This window comes from Fictibacillus barbaricus, from assembly GCF_014635025.1.
Taxonomy (GTDB): domain Bacteria; phylum Bacillota; class Bacilli; order Bacillales; family Fictibacillaceae; genus Fictibacillus; species Fictibacillus barbaricus.
Window position 1 is genome coordinate 405,574 of sequence record NZ_BMCE01000001.1, and the last position, 20,213, is coordinate 425,786.

Consider the following 20,213-nt stretch of genomic DNA (forward strand, 5'->3'; position numbering starts at 1 on the left):
GAGTGTCAGAGTGAAGATTCTTCAGAAGAAATTTGGCGAGGTTAACGGCCATCCTGTAACATCCACCACCCTTATTAACGATCAGGGAATGGAGGTTGCGAGCATAGATTACGGCTGCATAATTACAAAAGTAATAGTGCCGGATAAAAATGGGCAAAAGGAAAATGTTGTGCTGGGCTTTGAATCCATTGACGAATATATGAAGCATTCTCCCTATTTCGGAGCCGTGGTTGGGCGATTTGCAGGCAGAATAAAAGGCGGCAGCTTTGAATTGGACGGTCAATCGTACCAGCTTGAAAAAAACAATATGGGGAATCATCTTCATGGCGGTTTAAAAGGCTTCGACAAGGTTATATGGAACTCTCAGGTGATTACAGGCGAGAATGAGACAAGCATCATATACACGTATCTCAGCCGGGATGGAGAAGAAGGGTATCCAGGTAACCTGGAGGTAAACGTAAAGTATACCTTATCAAATACAAATGAATTTTCCATTTTTTACGAAGCCGTTTCAGATAAAAAAACGCTCGTTAATGTTACGAACCACTCTTATTTTAATTTGTCTGGAAACTTGAAACGGGATATTCTGGACCATCAATTGACATTAAAAAGCGAATCATTTCTGGAACTTGATGAGGAATTGATTCCTACAGGTGAAATCCTTTCTGTAAAAGGTACCCCGTTTGATTTCAGAGAAAGCCGAAACATAAAAGACGGATCAGAATCCGGGCATGTTCAAAAAATTTTAACTGGCAAGGGGTACGACCATCCGTTCTTGCTTGCTGATAACCATAATCAAGAAATTGTATTGAAAGACTCTGAAAGCGGCCGGGTATTGACGATTGAAACCGATCAGCCAGGCGTAGTGTTATACACTGGAACACAGTTGTCATCCGACTTTAAAATCCGAGGAGTAAAGTCCCGAAAATACTTGGGTCTATGCTTGGAAACTCAGGGGCTCCCTGACAGCATTCATCACCCTCACTTCCCGTCTAGCATTCTTGATAAAAATGAAGTTTTCCGTTCAACTACAAAATATATTTTTAGTGTGATTACTTAGACGAAAAAAATGGCCTCAGACAGATTCTGAGGTCATTTTAGATGAATGATATAAAGCCGATTCTTGATATTAGATGATTTTTCAAGATAACGAGGTCCTTTTTCCTGATATGTAGTTGTTTTTTCCTGATATCATTCTTAATTTACTGATTTAGGGTTGTCATTACATTTAGATTCCATAAGTTATGCTGACAAAGAAGGACATCCCCCCAAGATGGCGTATTTTAATAATTAACGGAATATTTATGGAAAAATTCTTTTATTCATCGATCAAAGGAGGATCCATCATTGAACCAGACGAAGAAAGCGAACCAGCTGTGGCTAGAAGAGCATTTGCACCGGTTAAATCTTGTTAAGAATATGAAGCAGCCAGAAGGATTCACGAGACTTGGGTTTAGTGAAGAAGAATGGGAAGCGATGAATGTATTTAAGGAGATTACAGAGGATTTCGGTTTACTCGTACGACGTGACTTTGCAGGAAACTTGATCGCAAGATGGAATCCGAGTGAGGAGGCGTCTTCATTGCCTGCTGTAGCACTGGGTTCGCACCTGGATACGGTAAAAGGCGGAGGCGGGTATGACGGCGTCGCGGGAATCCTGTGTGCACTTGGAGCCGTAAAAGAATTAAAAGAAGAAGGGTTTCAGCCAGATTACCCCATAGAAGTGATCTGCTTTGCTTCCGAAGAATCCTCCAGGTTCCCGGTTTCAACGATCGGCAGCAAGGCCATGTCTGGCATCCTGGATACAAATGCATTAGAGAACCTTCAGGATGAAACAGGAACCTCCATAAAAGAAGCGGTCGAAGCCAGGGGGTTAAGCTGGGATACGATAAAATACGCTGAACGCAGTGCGGATGAGATCAGGTCGTTTGTCGAGCTTCACATTGAGCAAGGAATGAGGGTCGAAAACGCAGGTGCTGATTTTGGCGTGGCGACGGCCGTTGCATGTCCGATCCGGCTTAAGGTACAGATCGAGGGCAAGATGGGACATACGGGGACGACCCCAATGGGAATGAGGCAGGATGCGTTAGTGGCCGCGGCACCGCTTATCTCTTTTGTCTCTGAGAAGGCGGAGCAATTATCCAAGGAAAAGGAGTACCCGATCGTGGCGACGGTCAGCAAACTTAACTTGAAGCCGAACGCGATGAACGTTATTCCAGGAGTGGTTGAACTCGGCATTGATATTCGCAGTGTGGATGACTCGTTAAAGGAACGCTTCAAATCGATGGTGGAAGAGAAGAGTTTATCGATAGAGAAGGAAAGTAATGTTAAAATAAAAACAGACATTATCGTCTATAATGCTTCTATTAACCTTGACCCAAACCTTGCCATAAAGCTGGAACAGCTAGGTGAATCAGAGGGGCTAAAATGCCTGGTGATGGAGAGCGGAGCAGGGCATGATGTGATGAACATGAGCCGTAAATGGCCAGCAGGACTCGTTTTTATTAAATGCCGAAACGGTGTAAGCCACCACCCTCAAGAATATGCGACATTGGAAGATTTACGTTTAGGAGTTGATATCCTTGTTAACTATTTACGAGATGAGGCAAGGAATGGATAAATGAGAATCCGGTTAGGTGTAGTAGGACCGAGTGATTCCATAGAACTTGTAAAAAATGCAGCAAAAGAGTTTTCAAAGATTGAAATGATTCCTTTTGCGTATAAAAAGGTAGAAGAAACCTCAGAGATCATCATCAAGAACAAGCCTTATGTGGACCAATGGTTTTTTTCCGGCCAGGCGCCTTATCATTATGCGCTCTCAAATCGTTTGATCCGTAAAGAGGAAGGCAGCTATGTCCCGCTGAACGGGAACAGCCTTTATAAAACGCTGCTTGAAGCCCAGCTTAAAGAACAAAAGATCTTTAAACGCATCAGTCTGGATACGATTCTAGAAAAAGAAGTGCGAACAATTCAGGATTCCATACAGCCAATCAAGGTTTCTACGTTCCCTTATTCGGGATACATGCCAGCAGACGAGATCATCCAATTTCATATGGACCTGTATAAAAGAAAAGAGATCGATATTGCAGTAACATGCCTTCAGGCAGTTTTTGTACGGTTAAAAGAGCTGGGGATTCCATGCTATCGGGTTACGCCCGATGTTCCTTCTATCCAGCTCATGCTGCAGTTCTTAAAGGAACGTGGTGCGTCATACTGGTATAAAAAGGCGCAGACAGCCATCCTGGGTATTGAAGTTCTTCACCCTTCCTCTCTTTCTGAAGAACATTTCTTTTCCTATAAAATGAAGCATAGGGAACTGGAGTTAAAAAGACTATTGCTGGATTATGCTGAGCTGATCAGAGGTTCATTCGTTCAAATCGGGGACGGCCATTATTACATCTATACCACTAGGGGAGAGATGGAGCTCCATTTAGAGGATGATTCCTTGTTAAGATTGATGGAAGAGGCTAAGGTTCATAGCAAATTGGAAGTCAGGATTGGTCTGGGTTATGGACTTACAGCACATGAGGCGGAACAAAATGTGCGCCTTGCTTTCCAATATGCCCGCAAAAAGCACAAACCTGTCATTATTTTAATTAATGAAGATAAACAAGTGATCGAACGGTTTAAATCCGTTGAAGCCATATCCTATAGCGGAAGGGTATGGGGAGAAGAGTGGGAAAGCCGGCTGAAGGATGCGAACATCAGTCCAGCGATCGCTAGCAAGATTCAATCCCTTGCTCTTCATTATAAAAAGACCCATATCACCTCACAGGAGCTGTCCGGCTGGCTGAAAGGCACAGAGCGGAATGCAAGAAGGATTCTGACGGAAATGGAAAAGCTGAAGCTTGTTAAAGTCTCAGGTGAGGAGCAGTCGGGCCAAAGAGGCCGACCTAAAAAGATATATGAAATCATACTGAACAATCAGCAAACCCTTCATCCTTGATGGAGGGTTTTTTATATTAAAAATTTTATGAAAAAATTTTGGCGAGAAAGAAGGGAAATTGACAGAATAGAAAGAATACAAATTATAGGAATATTAAAGGAAAAATTCCGTAATTACTTAAAGGGGGGAATAATATGCCGCAACTGGCAACGGAAGTTCAATCTTCTGAAAAAGGGTTTTCTCGATTTTTAAACTTCATTGAACGGGTAGGGAACAGACTGCCGCACCCATTCATGCTGTTTGTTTATCTTGCACTTTTCATGATCGTTATCTCGTTTGTTGTAAGTCTTTTCAATGTTTCTGTCAAACATCCTGGAACAGGTGAGGTACTTCAAGTAAAAAGCTTGCTGTCCGGTGAAGGGTTAAAGTTCATGCTAACATCCATGCTCGAAAATTTCACAGGGTTTAAGCCGCTTGGCCTTGTTTTAACCATGATGCTTGGAATTGGGATGGCCCAACGAGTGGGTCTGTTCGAGAGTGCGATCAAGAAAACCATCATTAAAGCTCATAAGTCCATCATCACCTATACCGTATTCTTTATTGGAATCATGGGGAACATCGCTTCAGATGCGGCATTCGTTATTATTCCCCCGTTGGCAGCGGTTGTCTTTTATTCGATCGGGCGCCATCCGTTAGCTGGTTTAGCTGCAGGTTTCGCCTCTTCTGGTATCGGATTTACGGCAAACATCCTGATTGCAGGGACGGACGCTCTATTATCGGGAATATCTACAGAGATCTCGACTACGATCAACCCGGATGTTACTGTAACTCCAGTGGACAACTGGTATTTTATGAGTATCTCTACGATTGTCTTGACCATCGCGGGCGGACTCTTGACAGAGAAGTTTATCGAGCCTCGATTGGGCAAGTATGAGGGGAATGCGGAAAAGAAGGAACTGGATTTTAAGGGAGACGCGTTAGAATCAAGAGCGCTTAGAAACACGCTGATCGCTGCAATTATCTATATCGGAGTGATTGCCCTTGCCGTCTTTTTCCCTAATTCACCGCTGCGAAATGAAGAGGGAGGCATCATTCCATCGCCATTCTTGGATGGGATCATTCCGATCATCTTTCTATTCTTTTTGACAGTTGGGGTAACGTTTGGCGTTACGATGAAAAAGATCAAGAAAGTAAGCGATGTACCCGAACTGATGACTGACTCCATAAGAGACATGGCTGGATATATCGTTCTAGTGTTTGCTATCGCTCAGTTCATCGCCTATTTTAACTGGAGCAATATTTCTACTCTGATTGCGGTAAACTCTGCAGATCTGTTGACACATATGAACTTAACGGGTATGCCAGTCATCATTGGATTTGTTTTCTTAACGGCTATATTAAGCTTGTTCATCATGAGCGGATCTGCTCTTTGGGCGCTGGAAGCTCCTGTTTTCATACCGATGCTCATGCTGTTAAACTATCATCCTGCCTTTATTCAAGTGGCATACCGCATTGGGGAGTCGTCTACCAATATGGTGACGCCGCTTAATCCGTATTTTGCCGTATTACTGGCCTTTATGAACGAATATGATAAAAAAGCAGGAATCGGAACGCTCATGGCGTTAATGATTCCATATACTATCCTGTTTTTAACGATTTGGATCATCTTGCTGGTTGCTTTTGGGCTTCTTGGTATACCGGTTGGGCCGGGAATCGGCATGTATATAAAGTAGTTTGCGAGTGAAGGGGGAGGCTTTAAATCTTCTCCTTTTTGACATGAAATCTATAGATGGAGAGTGTATACAATGGGAACGGCAACAACGAATCTAGTAAGAGATATCTATCCATTGATGGTGGAATGGAGACGGGACTTTCATAAGTACGCTGAATCCGGATGGGTTGAGTTCAGAACCGCTTCTTTGGTGGCATCCCGGCTGGAGGAGTGGGGCTATACCGTCAAAGCGGGAAAAGAAGTCGTGGATGTGAATGCGCGTATGGGGGTTCCGCCAGCAGATTTCTTAAAAGAAAACGAAAAAAGGGCACTCGATCAAGGGGCTGTGGCGAAATGGCTACCTTCCTTCTCGGGAGGATTTACGGGCGTTGTCGGGATTTTAAAGACGAACAAGCCAGGTCCTGTCATCGGGCTTCGTTTTGACATGGATGCCCTCGATATTCAGGAATCAGATAGTGAAGATCATGTACCGCAGCGTGATGGCTATGTTTCGATCAACGAAGGAATGATGCATGCTTGCGGCCATGATGCCCATACATCGATCGGACTTGGTTTGGCAAAGCTTTTATCCGAGATGAAGGATGAATTATCAGGCACCATCAAATTTATCTTTCAACCGGCAGAAGAAGGTGTTCGCGGAGCTAAATCCATGGTGGAAGCAGGCGTGATGGATGATGTTGATGTATTCGTTGCCTCGCACATCGGAACAGGTATTCCGGCAGGTGAAGTGGTAAGTGGCGCAAATGGTTTCCTATCGACGACTAAAATAGATGTTACGTATACAGGCGTCGCAGCTCACGCCGGTGGCAGTCCGGAAGAAGGGAAGAATGCCCTTCTCGCAGCTGCATCGGCTGTGTTGAACCTTCATAGCATCCCAAGGCACAGCAGCGGCCAGTCGCGTGTGAATGTTGGCGTATTAAAGGCAGGAAGCGGACGCAACATCATTCCAGCTTCAGCCCATTTAAAAGTGGAAACGCGCGGAGAGACGATAGAGATCAATGAATTCATTTTGGAAAACGCCATCAATATCATTAAAGGCTCAGCCGCCATGCATGATGTTGATGTTCACTATGAAATTGTTGGAGAGGCGAAAACAAGCGATTCAAGTGCACGGCTTAAAACGTATATTGAAGAGGTTGCAAAAGAGGTGGATGAGGTCCGTTCAATCCGGAGTGAATCACCGAATGCAGCTGGGTCAGAAGATGCGACCTATATGATGGACCGTGTGAAAAAGAACGGCGGCCTCGCTTCATACGTAATTTTCGGAACAACCCTTGCCGCAGGGCACCACAACGAAAAGTTTGATATCCAAGAGGATTCGATGATCATGGCGGTAAAAACATTATCAAAATTTGTTTTAAACATCGACCGTTTAAAACTGGACTGAGGTGATTACAGTGAAAACAGAAACAAAAGACTATGTCTCAGAGATTGATCGATTGATTGAGAACAAGCGAGAGCAATATATTGAAATCAGCAATAAAATTTGGGATTATGCAGAAACACGCTTTGAAGAATACAACTCGGCCAATCTGCTTGCTTCTCTTTTAGAAGAAGAAGGATTTTCTGTTGAAAGAGGCGTCGGCGGGATTAAAACGGCCTTCATCGCAAATTTTGGGAGCGGCAAGCCGGTCATCTCTCTCTTAGGAGAGTTTGATGCACTTTCCGGTCTTAGCCAAAAATCAGGATTATCAACGTATGAGCCGGTCGTCGAAAACGGTAACGGCCATGGCTGCGGCCATAATCTGCTGGGCACAGCACCGCTCGCAGCAGCAGTAGCCCTCAAAGAATATATGGAAAAACATGATGTTCAGGGAACGATTAAATATTACGGATGTCCGGGTGAAGAAGGCGGATCAGGTAAAACGTATATGGTTCGCGAAGGGCTCTTTGATGATATAGATTGTGCACTCACATGGCACCCCGGTTCTTTTTCAGGGATCTTCTCTTTATCGACTCTTGCAAACTATCAAGTGTACTTTAAGTTTAAAGGAAAAGCCTCACATGCCGCCAATTCTCCTCATCTTGGGAGAAGTGCCCTGGATGCTGTTGAGTTAATGAATGTGGGAGTGAACTATCTTCGCGAACATATTATTCCGGAAGCGCGAATTCATTATTCCATTACCAATACGGGCGGATTTTCCCCGAATGTGGTTCAAGCAGAAGCGGAAGTGTTATATCTGATCCGTGCACCGAAAATGCCAGAGGTAAGAAGCATCTATGAAAGAGTTGTGAACATTGCCAAAGGTGCCGCGCTCATGACAGAGACACAGATGGAAATCCGATTTGATAAGGCGTGTTCAAACTATATTCCAAATCATGAACTCGGAACGGTTCTGCATGAGCATCTAGAGAAATTTGGTGTGCCGGTCTATGAGGAAGAAGAGAAGAAGTTTGCGACTGAAATCTACCGGCAGATCACAAAAGAAGATATCGAGAACACAAAGAATGAGATCGAGAAGAGTTCAGGCGGTGCGTTCTTTTATAAATTTCAAGAGGGTCCTTTTCAGACAAAAGTTGTTCCCCATCAAAAAACGAATGAAGTCCTGTTTGGATCTTCCGATGTCGGGGACGTGAGTTGGGTGGTTCCGACCGCACAATTCTGGGGTGAAAGTTTTGTATTTGGTACCCCGCTGCATTCCTGGCAGCTGGTTTCCCAAGGAGCAACACCGATCGCACATAAAGGGATGCTGCAGGCAGGAAAAACACTGGCAGGAACAGCTCTTAAGATTTTATATGACCCCGAGATCCTAGAACGCGCTAAAAAAGAGTTTGCTGAAAAAAGAAAGGGAATCGCCTATGAATGCCCGATTCCAGAAGGGGTAACGCCGTCTCCGTTGAAATAGAAGGGATAGATGAATTCCTGAATCGAACAGAATTCCCCATAGAACATCAAAATTTCCCCATAGAGGGGCTGAATCAGAAGATTAACAACTTTTGAGGCAGCCCTTTTCTTATATTAAGCACTGCTCTCTGGACTTTTCTTAGATACACTGAAATAACTTTATGACTTCCTCAGATTCTATTGCGGGCACGATAGGTTTTTCTTATTGTTAGCTTTAGATAACACTCGTTTAAACGTAAAATGACAGCGTTTTCTTTTTCGTTTAAGCAGAGGGGGAGAATGAATCGTGAAGAAGACAGCTCATATAATCTCTCACTCCCACTGGGATAGAGAGTGGTACTTGCCATTTGAAACACATCGTTATTATTTTATAAAGCTCATGAACAACTTGATTGAACAGTTTCGAAAAGAAGGAAATCAATTTAAATCATTTCACTTGGATGGTCAGACTGTGCTGCTTGAAGACTACCTGGAGGTCCATCCCGAGAACCGTCCGATCATAAAAGAATTGATCGAGAGCAATAAGCTGCACATCGGACCATGGTATGTGCTGCAGGATGCTTTTTTAACAAGTTCTGAAGCGAACGTACGTAATTTATTAATCGGTATGAATGATTCCAAGTCATATGGACCCGTATCAAAACTTGGATACTTTCCTGATACGTTTGGAGTTTACGGGCAAGCTCCTCAACTCCTGCGGCAAGCTGGCATCGATACAGCAGCTTTCGGGCGTGGTGTGAAGCCTACAGGATTTAATAACACTGTGTCAGATGCTGCTGCGTTTGAATCTCCATTTTCTGAGATGATATGGAAAGCGCCAGACGGTTCAAGTGTGCTGGGAATATTGTTCGCCAATTGGTATTCCAACGGAAACGAGATACCTGTAGATACCGAAAAAGCGAAGGTGTTCTGGGACCAGAAACTTCAGGATGCAGAAAAGTACGCATCAACGAACCAGCTGTTATTTATGAATGGATGCGATCATCAGCCGCTGCAGGAAGATATACCACACGCTATTACAACAGCCTCTGAGCTATATCCGGACTATCTGTTTAAGCACTCAAGTTTTGATGAGTATATATCCGCACTAAAAGATGCACTTCCACAAGAGCTGCAAACGATTGAAGGGGAGCTCAGAAACCAGCGGACAGACGGCTGGTCAACATTAGTGAACACAGCTTCTGCTCGTATCTATCTCAAACAATGGAACCATCGCTGCCAAATGCTTCTAGAAAAGATAGCTGAACCGTTAGCCGTAATGAACCATCTTGTGAATGGGTCTTATCCGCGTGAGTATGTACGTTTTATGTGGAAATCACTCATGAAGAACCATCCTCATGACAGCATCTGCGGCTGCAGTGTTGATGAAGTGCATCGTGAAATGGTGACGCGGTTTGAAAAAGTCATGCATATGGGAGAAGTGTTTGTTAAAGAACAAGCAACTGACCTTGCTCAAACTATAGATACTTCCAAAGCACCTGAAGGCAGTATTCCTCTTGTGATCATGAACACGACGGGATGGGACAAAAATGAAGTCGTCAAAACGACGGTAGATCTCGAGAGAATCTATTTTTCAGAGATGCATTTTGAAGATATCCCTGCCTATTTGAGCGAAAAAGAAACACCGTCCTATAAGCTCATCGATGATGATGGAAAAGAGTTTCAATGTGTGATCGAGAGCGGGGCTGTTGAGTTTGGATACGACCTGCCTGATGACCGCTTCCGCCAGCCGTATTTTGCAAAGAGAGTGAATGTGTCATTTTACGCAGAAAACCTGCCTTCCTTTGGCTATAAAACGTTTTATCTCGTTCCGCTTCAAGAAACAGCAGCAGATGAGGCACAAACCGTTAAATCAGCAGCAGAGCCCATCGTATTAGAAAACGAAAACGTACATGTTCGTTTTCATGAAGACGGTTCGTATGACCTTACAGATAAAAACCATGGGGTAACGTTTCATCGTCTAGGTGTTTATGAAGACACCGGGGATATCGGAAACGAGTATATGTTTAAAGAAGCAGAAGGCCGTACAAAAATCACGACTGAAGGTACAAAAGCTAAATTCACGTTAAAAGAAAAAAACAAGCTTCGTACCGTTCTAGAAATTGAACAAACGTTAACCATTCCCATTTCAGCGGACAATGAATTGGAGAAAGAACGCCACAAACTGATCTGGCATAAGGAAAGAAAAGCGGGCAGATCTGATGTGACGACAACCATGACTCTACAAACAAAGGTTACGCTTGAAAAAGGGATGAAAGGTCCACAGTTTAAGCTTTACATGGATAATCAAGCAAAAGATCACAGGATGCGTGTGCTTTTTCCAACCGGGCTGAAAACAGATACGCACCAGGCTGACAGTATCTTTGAAGTGGTGAATCGACCGAACACACCTGAGAAGGAATGGGAAAACCCAAGCTTTTGTCACCATCTGCAACGATTTGTGAGTGTAACGGATGGAGAGAAGGGATTGACGGTTGCGGCTAACGGACTTCAGGAATACGAAATCGTGGGACCAGACTCTACGATTGCATTGACCGTTCTTCGTTCTGTTTCAGAACTTGGTGACTGGGGGTATTTCCCAACACCAGAAGCACAATGTTTAGGTGAACAAACTGCAGAATGGTCTGTGATCCCTCATACCGAGGACGTGATTACTTCAAAAGCCTATGTAGAAGCTTATCAATACAAAGTACCGCTTGTAACGATTCAAACTGACAGTCATCAAGGAACACTTCCGGCTACAAACCAGTTTATAGATACAGAAAGCGATGGTCTTGTATGGAGCACTATGAAAGTGGCTGAGAACCATGATGATGTGATGATCCGTTGGTTTAATCCATCAGGAAAAAGTAAACCACTTTCTGCTTCTATCAAAGATCATGCCACTTCTTATAAAAGCAACATTACGGAAGAGAGAACGACTGATTTGAAGGTTTTTTATGATGTAAACCATCATGAAATTATCACACTAGGGTTTGAGCGAAAGAGAGGAGAGTAACAAATGACGACCGGTATTCCAGCATCTATTCAAAAATTGATCAATCATGTAAACGAGTTCTTTCCTCATGATCAGAAGCTGCAGCGGATGTTTGAAAAGTGCTTCATCAATACGTATGAAACAACCTTGAAAAGACAAAAGGATGGAAAAACATTTGTAATCACAGGAGATATTCCAGCGATGTGGCTGAGGGATTCTGCTGCACAAGTAAGACCCTATCTATTAGCGGCAGAAGAAGATGAAGAAATCGCAGGTTTGTTAGAAGGCGTTGTTCGTCAACAATTTGATTTTATTCTGCATGATCCTTATGCGAATGCGTTTAATGAGACAGACAATAACAAAGGTCATCAACTGGACAAAACCGATATGACGCCTCGTATCTGGGAACGTAAGTATGAGATCGATTCGCTGTGTTACCCGATTCAGCTTGCCTATCTGTTGTGGAAATCAACAGGGCGTACTTCTCACCTGGATGAGACGTTCCGACAAGTTATACAGACGATCATCCAAGTATGGCGAACTGAACAGGATCATGAGACTCGATCTGCTTACCGATTCGAACGTTCAGATTGCCGTCAATCAGATACATTGATCAGAGACGGAAAAGGCGGACGAGTGGTTCCGACTGGAATGACTTGGAGTGCGTTCCGTCCGAGCGATGATGCATGTACGTATGGTTATCTTATACCTGCCAACATGTTTGCCGTTGTTGTTCTGGGCTATGCGGCTGAAATTTGTGGAGAGGTGCTGCATGACGCTTCATTAAAGGAAGAATGCCATTCTCTTCGCCAAGAGATCCAAGATGGCATCGAACAGTACGCAAAGCTAGATCATCCGATTTATGGAGAGATGTACGTTTATGAAACAGATGGAGAAGGACGCGTTAACTTAATGGATGATGCGAACGTTCCGAGTCTGCTTGCAAGTCCATATTTAGGCTACGTGCCATTTGAAGATTCAACATACTTAAACACGCGCTCTTTCCTGTTAAGCCGAGACAATCCTTATTATTACGAAGGAAAATATGCAAGTGGGATCGGCAGTCCGCATACACCGGATCATTATATCTGGCATATTGCACTCGCGATTCAGGGCATGACCACTTCAAATGAGGAAGAAAAGAAGCAGATATTAGCTGCTTTCCTCCATACGGATGGCGGAACAGGTTACATGCACGAAGGGTTTAATGCTGATGCACCGGAAGAGTTCACACGTGATTGGTTTGCATGGGCAAACTCGATGTTCAGTGAGTTTGTGTTAAGTCTTACAGGCAAGACGGTTAAAGGAAGCCCTCTGCATCATCAAGTGGAGAAATCATTGCAATAAATCGTTTGATAACGTGATAGAAAGGAGAGGGTGGCATGAAGTGGACAGAATGGATGATGGAGATCAGTGATTGGCTATGGCGGCTCATTCTAGCTAATCTATGCTGGCTGTTCTTTACGGTGCTGGGGTTAGGGGTGTTTGGCTTCTTTCCTTCAACGGTTGCTCTGTTTACAATCGTTCGAAAATGGCAGAAGAACGAGCTGGATGTACCAATTTGGAGAACGTTTAAACAAGTGTTTAAAAAAGAATGGAAAAGAAGCAATCAGATCGGCGTCTTCTTTTATGGAATCGCAGCTTTTCTTTATGCAGATATCAGGGTTGTTGAAGCGATGCCGGGAATTCTATCGATGTTTTTACTAGCTCTTTTATGGGTTCTCGTTCTCATCTTTCTTCTGGCCCTTGTCTACTTTTTTGCCATCTATGTGCATTACGAGTTTTCTAACAAGGCATATATCAAGCAATCCTTTCTATATGCTGTTTCAAGTCTATCAACTGCGCTTTGGATGGGGGCAGGAATCTTCTTTATCGGATACCTCATCTATCAATTGCCAGGCTTAATTCCTTTTGTATCTGCTGTCTTTACTGCCTTTTGGTTGATGAAGGTCTGTTTAAAGCGGTTCGAGAAGCTGGAGAAACAAGTACTAAACCATTAAACATTACGAGTTGGTGAATACGCATGTTTTTAACAGAACGTAAATTAGAAGCACGAATTCAGGAATTATCCGCACTTCGCTACCGAGATCTCACGCCTATCATAAAGTTTATGACCGTTGAAGATGATGGGCAGATCGGTCTCTATCCCCCTGAGATCGGAAACGATCATCAGGAGATTTTAGCAGGAGATCGCTGGGAAGGGCGAGATGTTTATAAGTGGCTGCAAACGACAGTTTTGTTTCCTGAAGATTGGAGAGGAAAAAAGTTAGTCGGAAATTTTCAGTTTGGCCGTACGGGCGGAGGCAATAATTCAGGGTTTGAATCCTTATTGTTTGTAAATAACGAGCCCTATCAAGGTGTTGACTCCAATCATGAAGAGGTAATCTTTCATGAGTCCTTGGCTGGAAAAGAAGTGTCCTTATCGTTCCGGATGTGGACCGGTCTAGAAGGCGGGGGAGCGCCTCAAATTCAGCATTATCGATTAGAACAGGCAGAGATAGGATGGCTTGATGAGACGATCGATGATCTGTACTATACTGCATTGGCCATGTATCAGACGATCATGGAATTACCGGAAACGGATCATAACCGTTCGACACTCATCACTCTCTTGGACCAGACGTTTTTATTAGTGGACTGGACGCTGCCAGGCAGTGAGCTCTTTTATGACTCCTGCTACCAAGCTCATGCTTTCGTGAAAGAAGAACTCAGCAAACTGGATAAGAATCATCCTGTTACCGTTCATTGTGTGGGTCACACCCATATTGACGTAGCGTGGCTATGGCGGTTGAAGCATACGAGAGAAAAAGCTGCGCGTTCGTTCTCGACCGTTCTTCGTTTAATGGAGGAATACCCAGATTATCTATTTCTTCAATCGCAGCCTCAGCTCTACGAATACATCAAGAACGATTACCCAGCTATCTATGAGAAAATGAAGAAGCGGGTAGAGGAAGGCCGTTGGGAAGCAGAAGGCGGGATGTGGCTTGAGTCCGATTGTAACATCCCAAGCGGCGAATCACTGGTTCGTCAGATTCTCGTCGGCAAACAGTTTCTAAAAAAAGAATTTAATGTGGATTGTTCTATTCTTTGGCTTCCCGATGTATTTGGGTATAGCTGGGCATTGCCTCAAATTTTAAAGAAGTCAGGCATAGATTCTTTTATGACGACAAAGATCAGTTGGAATCAATACAACCGGATGCCGCATGACACCTTTTATTGGAAGGGTATGGATGGAACAGAAATCCTGACTCATTTCATTACAACCCCAGAGCCTTGGAACGCAGAGGATTCTTGGTTCTATACGTATAACGGGCTTATCACTGCTAAAACCGTAAACGGTGCCTGGAAAGGTTACCGAAATAAAGACGTGAACAAGAACCTTCTTCTATCTTATGGCTATGGAGATGGGGGAGGCGGTGTTAATCGAGAGATGTTAGAACTGCGCCGCCATTTAGACGATATGCCAGGGATCCCGCATGTAAAGCCGGGTAGAGCAGGGGATTTCTTCAGAGAGCTTCAGCATACTGTCAAAAACACCAAGCAGTACGTTCACCAATGGGACGGTGAATTGTATTTAGAGTATCACAGAGGCACTTATACGAGTCAGGCTTTCATGAAGCGAAATAACCGCAAGCTGGAGTTAGCCTTTAGATCTTGGGAGTTTTATAGTGTGCTTGAATCTCTGCAAAATGGGTGGGCCAGCTATCCAACGGAAAAGCTGCTTGAAGCTTGGAAGATTCTATTAAGGAATCAGTTTCATGATATTATCCCGGGATCGTCCATTCGAGAAGTATATGGAGATGCAGAGGTTGAATACGAAGAAGCCAAACATCTCTATCAATCTCATTTAAAAGAGACCTCATCCGCTTTGATGAAGGAACAAAAAGGAACGTATACCTTATTTAATCCTACCCTTTGGAACCATAAACAGGCCGTTCTTATTCCTTTTGATGAAGTGAATCAAGAAGAAGGAAATTTTATAGATGAAGAGGGCCAGCCTCTTTCTGCTCAAAAAGGAAAGGATGGCTGGTGGATCATTCCTCAAATCCTGCCTTCCTTCGGTGGAACAAAAGTTTCTTATAGGAAGACTGAACCATCTCGGGATGAGGAACAAACACCGTTTTCATATGATCATCGAACATTAAAGACTCCTTTTTACGAAGTGAAATGGAATGAGAACGGTCAGATCATCTACTTATATGATAAAGAGAACAATAGACGGGTACTTGCAGAAGGAGCAAAAGGAAACCTTCTCCAGATTTTTGAGGATAAGCCTCTGGCCCATGATGCTTGGGATATTGACTTGTTTTATCAAGAGAAATCCAGTGAAGTAAACGAGCTTCAAAAAATAGAAGTAGTGGAAAATGGACCGCTCCGGTTTGCAGTTGAGATGCAATGGAATTATCATCTATCCTCCATTACACAAAGAGCTGTATTCTATACGCATACTAGAAGGATTGATTTTGAGACGCATGTGGATTGGCATGAGAGACGAAAGCTTATGAAAGCAGCTTTTCCTGTAGATATTCGATCGACAGAAGCAACGTTTGATATTCAATATGGAAACGTAAAGCGTCCTACTCATTGGAATACCTCTTGGGAGATGGCTAAATTCGAGACGGTAGGACACCAATGGGCAGATCTGTCTGAGACGGGGTACGGAGTCAGTCTGCTTAATGATTGTAAGTACGGATATGACATAAAAGGAAATACCCTTCGTCTTTCCCTGTTAAAGTCCTCTGTTTATCCTGATACGGAGGCAGATCAAGGAGAGCATGTATTTACCTATTCGCTGTATCCGCATAGCGGAGACTGGCGCGAAGGGAAGACCCATCAGGAAGCTTGGACTTTAAATGCACCGGTTGAAGTATTTGATGGTGTGCTGACTTTGCATAAAGGTTCACTTCTCTCATCCGACCATCACCATATTCACATTGATGCGGTTAAGAAAGCAGAAGAAGCAGATGGTATCATTGTAAGGCTCCATGAATTTGAAGGCAGGAAAGGTGAAGTAACGCTTCGCTCAGATTTTGCATGGGATTATTGGCAAGAAACAGACTTAATGGAAGTGCCGCTTTCTGATAAAATGGAAAGCAGCACAATTACTCTTGATGTTTCTCCCTATGAAATTAAAACGATCTTCATTAAATTTCAATAATGCGGGGGAAAGGCGTAGCACTTTAGAGTGGTGCGCTTTTCTCTTATTTCAAGTTTAAGGAGACGGCAGGATGAGAAGACTCCATTTTAACCAGATGAAACAAAAAGTGTTTAATAAAATCTTGCTGGTCTATTCCGTTATTTTAATCTTAGTGATGTTTCTGTTATTAAGTGTGATGTGGAATTACTATACAGACGTTGTAGTGAAACGGGAGCAAGACGCAAACATGCGTATTTTAAACGAAGTTTCTTCTTACTTTGACGAAAAAGAAGAATTTGTGAGTCAAGTTGTTCGAGAGATGTATACAAAAGACGACATTATCTACGACATCAGTTATTCCCTTCAAAACAATTATTCTAGCTATCTCTCGTATAAGCTTAATAAATATAGTGAGAGTCCTTCTTTTGTACCGAACAACATGGAGACATTTGTCCAAACGTACTTTAGTGAGGAACCAGATATTAATGCGATCAGCTTCTCTAGTGAAGAAGAGCAATATGAATACTTATTTATCTTTAACCATTACCGATGGGATCGATCCATTAAAGATGAGAAACAATCATCGTATATACAATACGATTCCTTAGGACCTGAGAATAGACAGGTTCCCACAATAAGGCGTTCCTTTCAAAGAGAACTGCAAGATACGTATACAATAAAGCGTGAACTTAAAGATCCGCGTTCGTTAGAAAAGCTAGGAAACTTTTATTCCTATTTCAGTTTTGATTCTCTTAATCAATTTCTTCTAACCAATCAAGAAAGATATAAAGGTAATTTATTTGTCTTTAATAAAAATGGCGATAAGTTTTATTCTTCGGATCATGAAAAATTCCCTGAGGATATAGATCTCCCCAATTTTAAAACGGTACAAGAAGAAAGAAGCATCCAGGGAGAGGATTACCTTGTGAGTACGTTAGCTGATGACCGGCTGGGATTGATGTTTGTGAGTTATTTACCTAAAAGCGAACTTCAACAGCTCTCCATCGTATTGTGGACGATGATCTTTGTTACGGTAGCATTGGTATTCATTGCGATTTCAGCTACTTACTTCATCATGCGTTCTTACTCAAAGCGTATCCATACGATCGAAAAATCCATGAAGAAAGTACAAGAAGGTAATTTAGATGTCCGTGTCCCTGTTTCTCATCATAAGGATGAACTGGCGACGATCACAATGACGTTCAATCAGATGCTTGAAAGATTAAAAGCGTATATCAATCAAGTGTATATAAGCGAGATCAAACAAAAAGAAGCAGAAATGAAAGCGCTTCAGTCTAATATTAATCCGCACTTTCTCTATAATTCTCTTGAAACTATCCGTATGAAGGCTATAAGTGAAGGTTCACGTACTACCGGCGACATGATTGTTTATTTGGGAAAGCTATTTCGCTATTCCCTTGAGAGTAAACAGATGGTAACGGTTGAGGATGAAATCAATCATATTAAACAATATTTAAATATGTATCAGATCAGATATCCTGATCGATTAAAAATAGAGTTTGATATTCCAGACGATTGCTATGATTTACCGATGATGCGCTTTACACTTCAGCCTCTAATCGAAAACTACATGATTCATGGATTCAGAAAGCAACAGGATAACAATCTGGTAAAAATAGTGATCCATAAATCAGATGAGGAAATGATCATCACCATCATTGACAATGGTGAAGGGATTAAAAAAGATCGGTTAAAGGAAGTCCTTGAAAATCTTCAAAAAGAAATGATTGGAGAATCCATCGGTCTTCATAATGTGCATCAACGGATTCAGATGAAATATGGAAAACCATTCGGACTTCATATTGAAAGCATTCAAGGGCAAGGAACTTGTGTCATTCTTACTCTTCCGGTGCTGAAAGGAGGAAGTGTTCATGTATAAGGTGTTCATTGTTGATGATGAGCCAATTATTGTTGAAGGATTAAAATATTTGTTTGATTGGGAAGGCAACGGACTGGAAGTGATTGGAGAAGCAAATGATGGGGAGAGTGCACTTGAGCAGTTAAGAGATAATCCTTGCGACCTGTTGATCACAGATATCATGATGCCGAATATGACTGGCCTTCAGCTTATAGAGGAAGTAAAAGCCGTTCACCCTCATACAAAGTGTGTCGTTCTAACTGGGTATCAAGAGTTTGATTATGTAAAAAAAGGGATAGAGTTAGGAATTGAAAACTATTTGCTAAAACCAGTAGATGAAGAGGAACTGGGCTCTACCATCCGTAACGCTGTAGAAAAGTTAAACCGACAAGAACAGGCATTAGAAGAAAACCATATTTTGCGGGACAATGTGATCTGGCGCTGGTTAAACGAAGAGATTGAAGAAGACGAACTAAAGCACAGGCTCGAAATGTATCAGATCCCTTTTTCAAAGCAAGCGTTCTATCTGTCCTCTTTAAAGATTGATTCAACAGAAGAACACACGATCCAGAAACAAACCATATTAAAAAAGAAACTTGAAGAGGCAACGGAGGCCCTTTTTGTTATGGAGCCTGGCGGTGAAATCATTGTCCTCTGGATGAATAAAGATTTTGCAGTTGTTGAAAAAGATATTGATACGTTAATTATGATCATGAAACAAGAACGCTGGATTCGTCATTTTTGGATCACGAAAAGTGATGCGACCTCTTTCATGGACACGATTTCGGATCATTTCAAACAAATCAAACACCTAGCTGATTTTCGTGTTGTATTGCCGGAAGATACACATATCATAACAGAAGAACAAGCAGGAAAATTCTCTGTCTCTCAAGATACATCACTAAACGGGCAAGAACTCGTACAGATCATACTTAAAAGTGATGCAGAGGGAGTGAAGAGATGGCTGCAGACTTTTTTCCAGCAATATGGTTCTTTAGAAGATCCTCAACATGTTATCCTGCTGCGAGGCGCAGTCATTGATACGATCTCTATTGTAAAAAATTCAATTTCCGTTCAGTCCAATTACGTGGAAACCGCACAGATCATGCAAAATATCCTTCAGTCTACTAGCTTGATCGAATTGGAACGAATACTCTTTGCCTATTGTGAAAATATTATTCAAAGCCTTCATGAAAGAAATAATCACATTAGCCCGATTATTAAAAGTCTCGTAGATTACATTAAAAACAACCTTCATGAAGAGCTGTCCTTAAAAAGTTTGAGCCATCAGTTTCACATTAACACCGTTTATTTAGGTCAGCTTTTTCAAAAAGAAATGAAGGTTGTCTTCTCGGACTATGTAAACGAGCTTCGCATCCATAAGGCAAAAGAACTCCTTCAGTCCACTCACCTGCGAGCAGGTGAGATCGGGAAGCAAGTAGGCTATTCGGATTCTACCTATTTCTATAAACAGTTCAAAAAGAAGATCGGTTTGACCCCTACTGAGTTTAGAGCTTTATCACAAGGAATAAATGCATAGCTGCTTGATCCCGTACATGTTCAGTGCGGGATTTTTTAGTGGACATATTTTAGTTATAGTGAAAAAAACTTATCACTTTCATAGAGCGGATTGACTGCTTATAGAGCCCAAGATATAACTACTTACAGGAAGATGTTGTTAATGAGTGGCCGATCCACCAGGTTTTGATAACGCTTACATAATTGATGTCCAGCATTAACATCATCTGAAAAATTAGA

The 20,213-nt window shown here is 42.5% G+C and carries 12 protein-coding genes; all 12 read left to right on the forward strand.

What is annotated here, in order from left to right; all coding sequences use genetic code 11:
- Nucleotides 1-10 precede the first annotated feature (10 nt).
- The 12 genes from IEV52_RS02030 to IEV52_RS02085 all read left to right on the forward strand — a co-directional run bounded on the left by IEV52_RS02030 (nt 11) and on the right by IEV52_RS02085 (nt 19,995).
- On the forward strand, nt 11-1,060 hold the full coding sequence (locus IEV52_RS02030; RefSeq protein ID WP_188400862.1) for an aldose epimerase family protein: 1,050 nt from the start codon (nt 11-13) through the stop codon (nt 1,058-1,060).
- Nucleotides 1,061-1,347: 287 nt separating this feature from the next.
- Nucleotides 1,348-2,619: a M20 family metallo-hydrolase gene (locus IEV52_RS02035; protein ID WP_268234744.1), complete on the forward strand. Its 1,272-nt coding sequence runs from the start codon at nt 1,348-1,350 to the stop codon at nt 2,617-2,619.
- Entirely contained in the window at nt 2,620-3,945 is a 1,326-nt protein-coding gene (locus IEV52_RS02040) for a hypothetical protein (RefSeq protein WP_188400863.1), read from the forward strand.
- Nucleotides 3,946-4,079: 134 nt separating this feature from the next.
- Entirely contained in the window at nt 4,080-5,618 is a 1,539-nt protein-coding gene (locus IEV52_RS02045; RefSeq protein ID WP_188400864.1) for an AbgT family transporter, read from the forward strand.
- Between the two features lie 72 nt (nt 5,619-5,690).
- Nucleotides 5,691-7,004: an amidohydrolase gene (locus IEV52_RS02050; RefSeq protein WP_188400865.1), complete on the forward strand. Its 1,314-nt coding sequence runs from the start codon at nt 5,691-5,693 to the stop codon at nt 7,002-7,004.
- 10 nt (nt 7,005-7,014) lie between these two features.
- Nucleotides 7,015-8,463: a M20 family metallopeptidase gene (locus IEV52_RS02055; protein ID WP_188400866.1), complete on the forward strand. Its 1,449-nt coding sequence runs from the start codon at nt 7,015-7,017 to the stop codon at nt 8,461-8,463.
- Nucleotides 8,464-8,748: 285 nt separating this feature from the next.
- On the forward strand, nt 8,749-11,460 hold the full coding sequence (locus tag IEV52_RS02060; RefSeq protein WP_229754159.1) for an alpha-mannosidase: 2,712 nt from the start codon (nt 8,749-8,751) through the stop codon (nt 11,458-11,460).
- Nucleotides 11,461-11,463: 3 nt separating this feature from the next.
- Nucleotides 11,464-12,786 carry a glycoside hydrolase family 125 protein gene (locus IEV52_RS02065; protein ID WP_188400867.1) on the forward strand — a complete coding sequence of 441 codons (1,323 nt, stop codon included), beginning with the start codon at nt 11,464-11,466 and terminating at the stop codon, nt 12,784-12,786.
- A 35-nt stretch (nt 12,787-12,821) separates the two neighbouring features.
- Nucleotides 12,822-13,439 carry a YesL family protein gene (locus IEV52_RS02070; RefSeq protein ID WP_188400868.1) on the forward strand — a complete coding sequence of 206 codons (618 nt, stop codon included), beginning with the start codon at nt 12,822-12,824 and terminating at the stop codon, nt 13,437-13,439.
- Nucleotides 13,440-13,462: 23 nt separating this feature from the next.
- Nucleotides 13,463-16,597: an alpha-mannosidase gene (locus tag IEV52_RS02075; RefSeq protein WP_188400869.1), complete on the forward strand. Its 3,135-nt coding sequence runs from the start codon at nt 13,463-13,465 to the stop codon at nt 16,595-16,597.
- 70 nt (nt 16,598-16,667) lie between these two features.
- The gene (locus tag IEV52_RS02080) at nt 16,668-18,476 is read left to right on the forward strand and encodes a sensor histidine kinase (RefSeq protein ID WP_188400870.1); all 1,809 of its coding nucleotides are present in this window, start codon (nt 16,668-16,670) and stop codon (nt 18,474-18,476) included.
- Complete coding sequence (locus tag IEV52_RS02085; protein WP_188400871.1) at nt 18,469-19,995, forward strand: response regulator transcription factor; 1,527 nt, start codon at nt 18,469-18,471, stop codon at nt 19,993-19,995. The genes IEV52_RS02080 and IEV52_RS02085 overlap by 8 nt, the downstream gene beginning before the upstream one ends.
- Nucleotides 19,996-20,213: the final 218 nt, after the last annotated feature.